Annotated in this window: 8 protein-coding genes and 1 pseudogene; 7 read left to right on the plus strand and 2 right to left on the minus strand. The window is 60.7% G+C overall.

What is annotated here, in order from left to right; genetic code table 11:
• The first annotated feature begins 140 nt into the window (after positions 1-140).
• The 6 genes from SD70_RS07080 (at position 141) to SD70_RS07105 (ending at position 6,668) form a co-directional block, all read left to right on the plus strand.
• The gene (locus SD70_RS07080) at positions 141-1,088 is read left to right on the plus strand and encodes a dipeptidase (protein ID WP_041046922.1); all 948 of its coding nucleotides are present in this window, start codon (positions 141-143) and stop codon (positions 1,086-1,088) included.
• A gap of 196 nt (positions 1,089-1,284) precedes the next feature.
• Positions 1,285-3,033: a 2-oxoacid:acceptor oxidoreductase subunit alpha gene (locus tag SD70_RS07085; protein ID WP_052487132.1), complete on the plus strand. Its 1,749-nt coding sequence runs from the start codon at positions 1,285-1,287 to the stop codon at positions 3,031-3,033.
• Positions 3,021-3,887: a 2-oxoacid:ferredoxin oxidoreductase subunit beta gene (locus tag SD70_RS07090; protein WP_041046923.1), complete on the plus strand. Its 867-nt coding sequence runs from the start codon at positions 3,021-3,023 to the stop codon at positions 3,885-3,887. Before SD70_RS07085 ends, SD70_RS07090 begins: the two co-directional genes overlap by 13 nt.
• A 154-nt stretch (positions 3,888-4,041) precedes the next feature.
• Entirely contained in the window at positions 4,042-4,611 is a 570-nt protein-coding gene (gene pduL / locus SD70_RS07095) for a phosphate propanoyltransferase (protein WP_041046924.1), read from the plus strand.
• A gap of 76 nt (positions 4,612-4,687) precedes the next feature.
• Positions 4,688-6,169, plus strand: coding sequence for a tRNA (N6-isopentenyl adenosine(37)-C2)-methylthiotransferase MiaB (gene miaB, locus SD70_RS07100; RefSeq protein WP_041046925.1), 1,482 nt, complete (start codon positions 4,688-4,690; stop codon positions 6,167-6,169).
• Between the two features lie 34 nt (positions 6,170-6,203).
• A complete protein-coding gene (locus SD70_RS07105; protein WP_041046926.1) occupies positions 6,204-6,668 on the plus strand; it encodes a RicAFT regulatory complex protein RicA family protein in 465 nt (154 codons plus the stop codon).
• Positions 6,669-6,902: 234 nt separating this feature from the next.
• Here the strand turns inward: SD70_RS07105 and gluQRS are convergent, their stop codons facing one another.
• Complete coding sequence (gene gluQRS / locus SD70_RS07110) at positions 6,903-7,865, minus strand: tRNA glutamyl-Q(34) synthetase GluQRS (protein WP_041046927.1); 963 nt, start codon at positions 7,863-7,865, stop codon at positions 6,903-6,905.
• Between the two features lie 96 nt (positions 7,866-7,961).
• Between gluQRS and hrpB the strand changes: the two are divergent.
• Positions 7,962-10,479: pseudogene (gene hrpB, locus SD70_RS07115) on the plus strand (ATP-dependent helicase HrpB).
• A 213-nt stretch (positions 10,480-10,692) separates the two neighbouring features.
• On the opposite strand, the gene SD70_RS07120 reads toward hrpB, so the two are convergent.
• Complete coding sequence (locus SD70_RS07120; RefSeq protein ID WP_052487133.1) at positions 10,693-12,414, minus strand: putative bifunctional diguanylate cyclase/phosphodiesterase; 1,722 nt, start codon at positions 12,412-12,414, stop codon at positions 10,693-10,695.
• Between the last annotated feature and the right edge of the window lie 40 nt (positions 12,415-12,454).

The raw sequence follows: 12,454 nt of genomic DNA on the forward strand, positions 1-12,454 counted from the left end.
ATATGGGGTGACGGCTCCGTTGAACTCGTGTTCCTTGAATTGGTTCCAATGAGGGAACACGAGTTCAAAAGTCGCTCCTCACCCCATATTCCATCCTCCGCGCCACCGTCACACTGGCAGCGCATGAGGGAGGGGATCGGATGAACAGAGCGATCATCGACGGGCATTGCGACGTGCTGGACAAATTAGTGCACGATCCGCAGCTTGATTTTTACAGGGAAGAATCGCTTGACGCGTCGTACCCGCGGCTAAGACGGGGCGGGGTGAAAGTGCAGCTGATGGCCATCTATGTGCCCGACCGGGTCGTGCGCCCGACGATTCGCGATGTGCTTCGTTACGTCGATACGTTTCATCGCAAGGTGCTGCGTCCCGGTTTCGTCGAAGCGGTGCGGACGAGGCGCGATTTGCAGCGGGTATGGGAAGGGGAGCAGCTGGGGGCCATATTGACGCTGGAAGGCGTCGATGCGCTGGAGGGCGATTTGCTCAATTTGCGGACGTGCTGGTATCTCGGCGTGCGCTCTGTCGGGCTGACGTGGAATTACGGCAATTGGGCCGCGGACGGCGTGAAGGAGCCGCGCCAAGGCGGCCTCACGGGCAAAGGGCGCAAACTGATCGAAGAATGCAATCGACTCGGCATGATCCTTGACGTGTCGCACTTGTCGGAGGCGGGCTTTTGGGAGCTTGCCGAGCTGACGAAACGGCCGTTCATCGCTTCCCATTCCAACGTGAAGGCGCTGTGCCCGAACCCGCGCAACCTGAATGACGCCCAAATCGCGGAAATCATACGCTGCGGCGGAAGAATCGGAATTACGTTCGTCCCGTACTTTGTCAGGTCGCTGCCTCCCGTCACTGCGTCCGACGTGCTCAAACATATCGATTACATCGCTGCCATGGGCGGGGTCCGGAACATCGTGTTCGGCTCCGATTTTGACGGCATCGAGCAATGGATTACAGGTTTAGAAAACGCGGGGAAGTACGAAACTATAGGTAACGAGTTGTGCAAGCACTATAAGCCGGAGCAAGTCGAGCTGTTCCTGCACGGCAATTGGGCTCGCTTTTTGCAAGAGCAGCTGCCGGCTGTCGAATGACGACCGTTCTCAATATTATATGAATTCCATCTAAAAATTCTATGTTTAAGATACGTCCAAACCTCTTGCATTTTGCTGGCCGAAGGCATAGAATTTGTTTGACGCATGAAAGAAATTTTTTATTATGCGTTTCGAGGCTTGACGCAATTCGACCTCAGCCGCCGGGAAGGCGGCACCATCAAAGGAGTGGACTACGTTGATTAGTCAGTTATCTTGGAAGATCGGGGGACAACAAGGCGAAGGTGTCGAAAGTACCGACCGTATTTTCTCCACTGCGTTGAACCGCCTTGGCTATTACTTGTACGGATACCGTCACTTCTCCTCGCGGATTAAGGGCGGTCATACGAACAACAAAATCCGGATCAGCGTAAAACCGATCCGCAGCATCTCCGACGACCTTGACATCTTGGTTGCTTTCGACCAGGAAACGATCGATTTGAATGCTCACGAGCTCCGCAAAAACGGCGTTGTCGTCGCCGACGCCAAATTCAATCCGACGATGCCGGAAGGCGTTCAAGGACGCTTGTTCCCGGTGCCGATCACGGCCATCGCGGAAGAGCTTGGCACCTCCTTGTTCAAGAACATGGTCGCTTCCGGCGCATCCTGGGCTCTGCTCGGCTTGCCTTTGGAAGTGTTTAATAAAGCGGTAGAAGAAGAATTCGGACGCAAAGGTCCGGCAGTCGTAGAGAAAAACGTCGAGGCCGTCCGCCGCGGTGCGGAATTCGTGCTCGAGCTGGCCGGCGGGCCGCTGTCGGAATTCCAGCTGGAGCCGGCAGACGGCAAGCAGAAGCTGTTCATGATCGGCAACGACGCGATCGGCCTCGGCGCCGTAGCGGCAGGCTGCCGCTTCATGCCGGCTTATCCGATCACGCCGGCGTCCGAGATTATGGAATATCTCATTAAAGTGTTGCCGAAGTTCGGCGGAACGGTCATCCAGACCGAAGACGAAATTGCCGCTTGTACGATGGCAATCGGCGCTAACTACGGCGGCGTGCGCGCACTGACCGCGTCCGCGGGCCCCGGTCTGTCGCTGATGATGGAAGCGATCGGCCTGGCCGGCATGACGGAAACGCCTGTCGTTATCGTCGATACGCAGCGCGGCGGTCCGTCCACCGGCTTGCCGACGAAGATCGAGCAGTCGGACGTGCTGGCAATGATTCACGGCACTCACGGCGAAATTCCGAAAATCGTGTTCGCTCCGAGCACGATCGAGGATTGCTTCTACGATGCGATTGAGGCGTTCAACCTCGCGGAAAAATTCCAGTGCCCGGTCATTTTGCTGACCGACCTGCAGCTGTCGCTCGGCAAGCAGTCGTCCGAACTGCTTGACTATAATCAGATCGTCATCGAACGCGGCAACCTGGTAACGGAAGCGCCGGCGCTCGAGGAAAATCAAATGTTCAAGCGTTACGCGTTCACGGCTGACGGCGTGTCGCCGCGCGTGCTGCCGGGCACGAAGAACGGCCTGCACCACGTTACCGGCGTCGAGCACGGGGAGGACGGCCGTCCGTCCGAATCGCCGGTCAACCGCCAAAAAATGATGGATAAGCGTATGGAAAAGATGAAGCACATCAAAGTGCGCAATCCGATTCTCGCCGACGCGAAGCACGATAGCCCGGACCTGCTCATCATCAACATGGGTTCGACCAGCGGCACGATCGACGAAGCGCGCAGCCGTCTCGAGCAGGAAGGCATCAAGACGAACCGCGTCACGGTGCGCCAGCTGCATCCGTTCCCGGCCGAAGAGCTGAAGCCGCACATCGAGAAGGCGAAGCAAGTCGTCGTCGTCGAGTACAACGCTACCGCCCAGCTCGCCCAGCTGATCAAATTGAACGTCGGCCATGCGGACAAAATCCGCAGCGTGCTGAAATATAACGGCAACCCGTTCTTACCTTCGGAAATTACCAAAGAGTGCAAGGAGCTGACGCTGGTATGGCAACATTAAAAGATTTCCGCAACAATGTGAAACCGAACTGGTGCCCGGGGTGCGGCGACTTCTCGGTGCAAGCGTCCATTCAGCGGGCGGCGGCCAACGTCGGTCTCGAACCGGAAAACTTGGCTGTCGTCTCCGGTATCGGCTGCTCCGGACGCATCTCCGGCTACATTAACTGCTATGGCTTCCACGGCGTTCACGGCCGCGCGCTGCCGATCGCGCAAGGCCTCAAAATGGCCAACCGCGAGCTGACCGTCATCGCTTCCGGCGGCGACGGCGACGGCTTCGCAATCGGGATGGGCCATACGGTGCACGCAATTCGCCGCAACATCGACATTACCTACATCGTCATGGACAACCAAATTTACGGCTTGACCAAAGGCCAAACGTCGCCGCGCTCGGCGGAAGGCTTCAAGACGAAGTCGACGCCGCAAGGCTCCATCGAATCGGCGCTGTCGCCGATCGAGATGGCTTTGGCCGCAGGCGCAACGTTCGTTGCGCAATCGTTCTCGAGCAACCTGAAGCAATTGACCGCCGTCATCGAGGAAGGCCTGAAGCATAAAGGCTTCTCGTTCATCAACGTGTTCTCGCCGTGCGTAACGTTCAACAAAATCAATACGTACGACTGGTTCAAAGAGCATGTCGTCGATCTGGAGGAAATTCCGGATTACGACCCGTCGAACCGCATTATGGCGATGACGAAGCTGATGGAAACGGAAGGCATGCTGACAGGCATCATTTATCAGGACAAGTCGCGGAAAAGCTACGAAGATATGGTGCACGGCTTCAAACCGGAAGGGCTTGCGAAGCAAAACGTCAAGCTCACGGAAGCCGAGTTCGACAAGCTTGTCGCTGAGTTCAAATAAGCACGTTGATGGCTCACCATCAAGAGCATGCGGAAATGGTCCGCATGCTCTTTTTTCACAAGCGGACAGGTGTGACATCGATCACTTGGTTAAGCCGGCGGGTTGTGATAGGATGAAGGGCGTAGGACCCGCAGCGAAGAAAGGATGATTACATATGAAGCAAGTTCCGGTCGGCATATCCGCTCGTCATATTCATCTTTCGCCGGAGCATATCGGACTGTTGTTCGGGCCGGGCTATGAGCTGAAGCAGCTGAAGCCGTTGTCGCAGCCGGGCCAATTCGCCGCCGAGGAGCAGGTCGCGATCGCAGGCCCGAAAGGGCAGTTCGACAAAGTGCGCATTCTCGGCCCGGCGCGGGGCAAGACGCAGATTGAAATTTCCCGGACCGACGCGTTCCATCTCGGCGTCAATCCGCCGGTGCGAGAGTCAGGCAACATTGCCGGCACGCCCGGGCTGAAGGTGATCGGACCGGCAGGCGAGATCGAGCTGCAGGAAGGCGTTATCGTCGCGGCGCGGCATATTCATTTTCATACGGATGATGCGGCCAAATGGGGAATCAAGGACAAGCAGCGGCTGCGCGTGCGGCTGAGCGGCGAACGGCCGCTCGTTTTCGAGGATGTGATTGCCAGGGTGTCGGATCAATACGCCCTCGATATGCACATCGATACGGACGAAGGCAACGCGGCGGGCGTCAAGACGGGGGATACGGCGGAAATATTGGATTGAGTCATTCCTTTGTATATGGCCTAACTCTCATGCTATAATCGAAGTTATGAGATTAGAGTCAAAGGGAGTGACAAACATGACGAAGCAGACAAAATCCGACAAGGATTATTCGATATATTTTCAACCACCGTCGCTCAAAGACGCGAAGAAGCGCGGCAAGGAAGAAGTCGCCGTTCATTACGATTTTGCGATTCCGCAAGAGCTGCAGCAGTTCGGCGCAGGGAAGAAGTACTTGATCCGCACGTACGGCTGCCAAATGAACGAGAACGACACGGAGACGATCAAAGGGCTGCTCGAGCAGATGGGCTATACGGAAACGGAAGAAAAGACGGAAGCCGATGTCATTCTGCTCAACACGTGCGCCATCCGCGAGAACGCCGAGGACAAAGTGTTCGGCGAGCTCGGGCACCTCAAGCCGCTGAAAACGCACAACCCGAATTTGGTGCTCGGCGTATGCGGCTGCATGTCGCAAGAGGAAGCGGTCGTGAACCGGATCATGCAAAAGCATGCGTTCGTCGATCTCATTTTCGGCACGCATAACATTCACCGGCTGCCGCAGCTGCTGCGCGACGCGGCGTTCGGCAAAGAAATGGTCGTCGAAGTATGGTCCAAAGAAGGCGACATCATCGAAAACTTGCCGCGCAAGCGCGCCGGGATGAAAGCATGGGTCAACATTATGTACGGCTGCGACAAGTTTTGCACGTACTGCATCGTGCCGTATACGCGCGGCAAAGAGCGCAGCCGCCGTCCGCAGGACGTGCTGGCGGAAGTGCGCGAGCTGGCGCGGCAAGGCGTGCAGGAAGTGACGCTGCTCGGCCAAAACGTCAACGCCTACGGCAAAGATTTCGAGGATATCGACTATACGTTCGGAGACTTGATGGACGACATCCGCAAAATCGATATTCCGCGCGTGCGGTTCACGACGTCGCACCCGAGAGATTTTGACGACCGTTTGATCGAAGTGCTCGCCAAAGGCGGCAACCTCGTCGAGCACATCCATTTGCCGGTGCAGTCGGGATCGACGGAAGTGCTGAAGCTGATGAGCCGCAAATACTCCCGCGAACAATATTTGGAGCTGGTGCGCAAAATTAAGGCGGCCATTCCGAACGCGGTGCTGACGACGGACATTATCGTCGGCTTCCCGAACGAAACCGACGAGCAGTTCGAGGAGACGCTGTCGCTCGTGCGCGAGGTCGGCTACGACAACGCGTTCACGTTCATCTATTCGCCGCGGGACGGCACGCCGGCAGCCGCAATGGAAGACAACGTGCCGGCAGAGGTGAAGAAGCAGCGGCTGCAGCGGCTGAACGAGGCGCTGATGGAATCGAGCCTCGCCGCGAACTTGAAGCTGCGCGGCCAAGTCGTCGAAGTGCTCGTCGAAGGCGAAAGCAAGACGAATGCGAACGTGCTGGCAGGACGGACGCGGACGAACAAGCTGGTCCATTTCGCCGGGCCGAAAAGCCTGGAAGGGCGGATGGCGTACGTGCGCGTTACGGACGCGCAGACGTGGACGCTGAAAGGCGAGCTGGTAGAGGAGCCGCTGCAGCTGTCGGTCTAACAAAACGCTGCGCGAACATAGAGGAGTGGTGGTCATGGCGGAGAAAGAAGAATTGCGCCGCAAATTTGCGGAGTACGGCGTTATCGAGACGTTTACGAACACGGAAATGATCGTGCGCGAAGACGTGTTGGCCAAGGCTAAGGAGCTGGCCAACCTGATCTCAACCTCGACCGAGGTAGAGATGTTCAAGAAAGCGGAGAAGCTGATCGCGGATAACGAGCGCGTACAAGGATTAATTAGCGCTATCAAGAAAAAACAGAAAGAAATTGTGGCGTTCGAGCATACGTTCAAAAACCCGGACATGGTGAAGAAAATCGAGGCGGAGATCGATGCGCTCCAGGACGAGCTCGACTCGATCCCGGTCGTGAGCGAATTCAAGCAGACGCAGCACGACATCAACTATTTGCTGCAGCTCGTCATCGGTGTCATCCGCGATCAGGTGGCGGACAACATCAACGTTGAAGCCGGCACGGCTCCGCAGCCGTCAAGCTGCGAGTAGGCAGCATGCCCGGAGCGGGGTGAAGCGGGCCGCAGCGTTTGGCGGCAGGCTTACGCCGCTGTATGGAAAAACTCCCGGGGACGGGAGTTTTTTTCTTAGCGCTTCAAAATGGTTAAGTTCGTTAAACGATAAAGCGCAATGATAATTATGCTGCACAGCATGAAAGGCTACCGCTAGACCGCACGGTCTCTTCTCATCGAAATAGGCTTGCTTAGAGAAGCTTTTGTTAGCGGGTCACGAGATGAGGAATCGGGCGATCTCATTGGTGAGCCGGACAGGTTCGCGCGGTACGAGCGCGAGCGTGAAACCGGCGGTAAGTTCGCGCGCCGGTACCGGCTGCAGTTTGTCGATAAGGCCGCATAAAAACGCAAGAGCGCCGACGACGCGCTCCGGAGCGGTGCCGGCGGCACGGAGCGCGGCAAGGCTGAACGCGCTGCCGTGGCGCTTGGCAAGCCGCTCGCCGTCCGCAGCGAGCACGAGCGGGACGTGTGCGAAGCGCGGTGCGGGCAAGCCGAGCGCTTCGTACAACGCCAGCTGGCGCGGCGTCGAGTCGAGCAGGTCGTGCCCGCGCAGCACGTCGGTGATGCCCATGGCGGCATCGTCGACGACGACGGCGAGCTGGTAGCCGATGATGCCGTCGGCGCGCCTGACGACGAAATCGCCGCCGGCGCCGGGAGGAGCGTATTGCCGGCCGCAAACGGCGTCGTTGTAATGGAAGCCGTGGGCCGGCATGGCGAAGCGGTACGACGGCTTTTTGGCCGCTGCGCGCCGCTCTCGTTCGGCTGCCGAGAGGCTGCGGCACGTCCCGGGGTAAACGGGACCTTCCGAGGCGATGCCGTGCGGTGCGCTGGCCATGCTCAGCAGCTCGGCCCGGCTGCAATAGCAAGGATACAAGCGGCCATCGGCGAGCAGCCGCGCAAAAGCATCCTCGTACAGCTCCTCGCGCCCGCTTTGCACATAGGGCACATACGGTCCGGCGACATCCGGGCCTTCGTCCCAGTCGAGCCCGAGCCAGCGCAAATCGTCCATGATCTGGGCGGCGAGCTCCGGGCGGGAGCGCGGCTTGTCAATGTCTTCCATGCGCAGCACCATTTGACCGCCTTGGCTGCGCATGTCAAGCCAGGCGAGCAGCGCGGTGCGGGCGTTGCCGAGATGAAGCTGTCCGGACGGCGTAGGGGCGAAGCGGCCGCGTTTCATGGCATTGGCAGCCTCCTTAGTAACAATTATCGTACAAGTTCATTGCCACTCATTGTAGCAAAAAAAGACAGAGGACTGAAGAGGAGAGAGAAGCGGATGGCGGTTACCATGCCGATCGACGACATCATTCCCGATCTGCGCAGCGCTCTGAGCCGCTCCCGGCATGCCGTTCTTGTCGCCGAGCCGGGAGCGGGCAAGACGACGCGCGTGCCGCTGAGCTTGCTCCACGAGCCGTGGCTCGCAGGACAACGGATCGTCATGCTCGAGCCGCGGCGGCTTGCCGCGCGCACAGCTGCGGCTTTCATGGCGCGCAGTCTCGGCCAGAAGCCCGGCGAGACGGTCGGGTACCGCGTGCGCGGCGATACGCGGGTCGGCCCGGCGACGCGCATCGAGGTCGTGACGGAGGGGGTTTTGACGCGGATGCTGCAAAGCGATCCTTCGCTGGAGGGGATCGGCCTCGTCATTTTCGACGAATTTCATGAACGGAGCTTACACGCCGATCTCGGACTTGCGCTCAGCCTACAGGCGCAGGAGCTGCTGCGCGATGAGCTGCGCCTGCTCGTCATGTCGGCGACGCTCGAAGCGGAGGCCGTGGCAGAGCTGTTTGGCGGAGCGCCGGTGCTGCGCAGCGCGGGGCGGATGTACCCGGTGCAAACCCGCTACCGGCCGTTCCAAGCCGGCGGGCGGCGCATCGAGGAGGGGGTGGCCGCACTGATCTTGCAGGCGCTGCGCGACGAGCGGGAGGGAGATGTGCTGGCATTTCTGCCGGGGGCCGGTGAAATTCGCCGCACCGAAGCGCTGCTCGCCGCGGCGCTTGCCGGAAATGCCGATGCGCAGCGAGTACGGCTGGCCGCGCTATACGGCGCTATGCCGCACGACGCCCAGGACCGGGCGCTGCAGCCGGCAGATGACGGTGCGCGCAAAGTCGTGCTGGCGACTTCGATCGCCGAAACGAGCCTTACCGTCGAAGGCGTCCGCATCGTCGTGGACTGTGGCCTCATGCGCGTCTCGCGCTTCTCGCCGCGCACCGGGATGACGCGGCTCGAGACGGTTCCCGTCTCGCTCGCCTCGGCCGACCAGCGGCGCGGGCGGGCGGGGCGCCTCGGTCCAGGCGTCTGCTACCGGATGTGGAGTGAAGAGCAGGAGCGCCTGCTGCCGGCGCACAGCAAGCCGGAAATACTGGAGGCCGATCTGAGCTCGCTCGCGCTGGAACTCGCCGCCTGGGGCACGGCGGATCCGGCCGAGCTCGCTTGGGTGACGCCGCCGCCGCAGGCGGCGTACGAGCAAGCGCGCGAGCTGCTCGCCCTGCTCGGCGCGCTCGACGCGGCCGGGGCGATCACCGCCCACGGCCGCCGCATGGCCGAGCTCGGCGCCGCGCCGCGGCTCGCGCACATGCTGCTGCGCGCGGAGGCGCTCGGGCTCGGCGCCCTCGCCTGCGAGCTCGCCGCCTTGCTCGGCGAGCGCGACGTGCTGCGCGGCGCGCCGGGCGCTCAGGCGCTGACATGCGCCTGCGCGTCGAGGCGCTGCGCGCGCATGCGGCCGGCGGCGGGGCAGCCGCCGGAGTCGATCCCGCAGCGGCGAGCCGCATCGCCGCAGAGGCGGCCGCATGGCGCCGCCAGCTTGGCGTCGCCACCGCGCCGAGCCCCGCCGCCGAGCGGTGCGGGGCGGTGCTCGCGCTCGCTTACCCGGACCGGATCGGGCAAGCGCGCGGCGCGGCAAGTTTACGCTGAGCGGCGGACGCGGCGCGGCGCTGCCGGAAGGGCAGCCGCTCGCCCAAGCGCCTTACCTCGTTGCCGCCGAGCTCGACGATCAAGGCGTCGAGAGCCGCATTTTGCTGGCGGCGCCTATCGAGCAGGCGGAGTTCGAAGACGTGATGGCGGACAGTTTGACGGAATCGTTCGAAGTGTTATGGGATTCAGGCAAGCAGGCGGTGCAAGCCCGCCGCCGCGTTCGCCTCGGAGTGTGGACGCTGAAGGAAACCGTCTGGGACAAGCCGCCAGCTGAAAAAATCCGGGAAGCGCTCTTGGCCGGTATCGCCGCCGAAGGCCTCGCCATTTTGCCTTGGTCGAAAGCCGCCGTACAGCTGCGGGAACGGATCGCCTTTCTGCACCGTTTCGACCCGGCTTGGCCGGATATGTCGGATGAAGCGCTGCTCGCGGCGCTGCCGGATTGGCTTGGGCCACATACGGACGGCATGCGCAATAAAAACGATCTGCAGCGGCTGAACTTGCCGTCGGTTCTTGAAGCAGCACTTACGTGGGAGCAGCGCGCCCGGCTCGAGCGGGAAGCGCCGACGCACATAACGGTGCCGAGCGGCTCCCGCCTTCCGGTCGATTACGGTGACCCCGAACAGCCCGTGCTCGCCGTACGGCTGCAGGAAGTGTTCGGCTGGACGGAGACGCCGCGCATCGCCGGCGGCCGGGTGCCGCTAACGCTGCACCTGCTGTCTCCGGCGCAACGTCCGGTGCAGGTAACGCGCGACCTGGCGTCGTTTTGGCGGACGACGTATTTTGACGTAAAGAAAGACTTGAAAGGACGCTATCCGAAGCACTATTGGCCGGACGACCCGCTACAGGCAACGCCGACGAACCGGGCGAAGCCGTGGCCGTCATAACGACGAAACGATAAAACTCCCGCCGCCAAGCCGCGAGGCAATAAGCTGGCTGTGAGACGTCCGGCATAACGCTCACCGATGAACTTCCAGTTTAACGCTTAGGCGTTAAGCTGATTGTGAGGCGTCCGGCTATCGCTCACCGCTGTACCTCCAGCTTAACGCCTAGGCAAGGATGCGGGAGTTTTCGTTGTTACACAATCAGAACGGGACCGCTCATCCGAGCTGCGAACGGGCTTGCTTGTTGGCGAGGGCCCATTCCGCATCCGGAAAACGGTCAGCCGGCTGCGGCATGCCGAAGAGAGCTCCTTGCATAAAGCGGCAGCCGAGCGCGGCCAGCGCATCCCGCTGCTCTTTCGTCTCTACTCCTTTAACAATGAGAGTAAGGGCAAGCTTATCGGCCAGATGAACGAGGGCTGAGACTATGGCCTTCTCCATTTCGCCGGAAAGGTGGCGAGTCAGCGAACGGTCCAGCTTGATCGTATGTGCCGCCAGCTGACGTAAATAGCGCAGCGAAGAAAAGCCGGAGCCGAAATCGTCGATGGTCAGCTCCACTCCGGCATTCGTAAGCGTTTGCAGCGGTTTGTCCGCCCATTCCGACTCGCTGACCAGCTCACTCTCGCAAATTTCGACAGACAGCAGAGCAGGGGAGAACCTAAGCTGGTGCAACACGGACAAAATGCGCTCGCTGCAATCGTCCCGGCACAGCTGCCGCAGCGACATATTGATGCCGAGCCGCAGCGGCAAGCCCCAGTCGTGCTGCCAGCGAAGCAGCTGATTGCATGCGGCATGGAGCATCCAATCGCTCAGCTCGTCGCTGAAGCCGTTCGCCTCGGCGAGCGGCATGAACTGGTCGGGCAGCAGCAGCCTTCCGTCCTCCGGACGCCAGCGGGGCATCGCTTCAAATCCGATCGGACGATTCGACGCGGCATCGACGAGCGGCTCGTAGTGCAGAAAAAAATGTTCCTTCGCGAGCGCCTCGCGCATCCCGAGCAAGCTGCTCGAGGCGATCGGCTCATAGCGGCCGACGGCGAACGCGAAATTGTTTTTGCCGCGCTCCTTCACTCTGTACATCGCGGCGTCCGCGGTTCGGAGCAGCGAATCGGCGTCTTGCCCGTCGCTCGGATACAAGGCGATGCCGACGCTGGCCGACAACGAAGCGGAATGGCCGTGCACGTGAAAAGGCTTGGACAGCTCGCGGGTGATCCGTTCGGCGATTTCCGCGGCTTGCTGTGTTGTGTGCAGGTTGCACAAGATGACGACGAATTCGTCGCCGCCGATGCGCGCTGCCAAATCTTCTTCGCGGATGCACCGTTTCAGCCGTTTGGCCGCGTAGCGGATCGTTTCGTCGCCGATGGCGTGGCCGAGCGTATCGTTCACGGTTTTGAAACCGTCGAGATCGATCAGCAGCACGGCCAGGGTGTCCGGCGTGGCCGCCGCGTGCCGCCCCGCGCGAATATCGTCCAGAAGCGACGCCAGCCGCTGCTGAAACAGCCGCCGGTTCGGCAGCTCCGTCAAGTAGTCGTGATAGGCCATATGATGAATGGTCCGTTCGTTGTTGCGGCGTTCCGTCACGTCCTGGGCGATGGCAAAGACGCCGCAGCCGGGCGCATCATGCGCCGGCATCAGCGTAACGTGCAGCTCTACGATGCGGCCGCAGCGGCGCGTCATCGCCGCTTCGAGCTGGACGGAGGCCCCGCCGGAGGCGGTCAGCAGCGCTTCCGCGAAGCTGTCTCGCGCTTCTTCGTCAAGCGCCGCAAAGAGGGAGCGGCCTTCGATGTCGTCGCGGTTATATCCAGTCAGTTCCTGCGCCGCGCGGTTTGCCTGCAAGCATATGCCGCTGGTATTCAGCTCGAATACCGCATGCGGATGAAGCTCGAATAAAGCGGCATAGCCGTGTTCGCGCCGCTGCGAAGAAGGCTTGATCGAATCGTTCAAAACGCATTCACCTACAGTAGATAAAGATACTTTCTATTAT

This window comes from Gordoniibacillus kamchatkensis, from assembly GCF_000829455.1.
GTDB classification, from domain to species: Bacteria; Bacillota; Bacilli; order Paenibacillales; family NBRC-103111; genus Gordoniibacillus; species Gordoniibacillus kamchatkensis.

Excerpts from the sequence above, each read along its gene's own strand:
- gluQRS (WP_041046927.1), bottom strand. The coding sequence starts at position 7,865 with ATGAAACGCGGCCGCTTCGCCCCTACGCCGTCCGGACAGCTTCATCTC.
- SD70_RS07080 (WP_041046922.1), top strand. The coding sequence starts at position 141 with ATGAACAGAGCGATCATCGACGGGCATTGCGACGTGCTGGACAAATTA.
- pduL (WP_041046924.1), top strand. The coding sequence starts at position 4,042 with ATGAAGCAAGTTCCGGTCGGCATATCCGCTCGTCATATTCATCTTTCG.
- SD70_RS07090 (WP_041046923.1), top strand. The coding sequence starts at position 3,021 with ATGGCAACATTAAAAGATTTCCGCAACAATGTGAAACCGAACTGGTGC.
- miaB (WP_041046925.1), top strand. The coding sequence starts at position 4,688 with ATGACGAAGCAGACAAAATCCGACAAGGATTATTCGATATATTTTCAA.
- SD70_RS07105 (WP_041046926.1), top strand. The coding sequence starts at position 6,204 with ATGGCGGAGAAAGAAGAATTGCGCCGCAAATTTGCGGAGTACGGCGTT.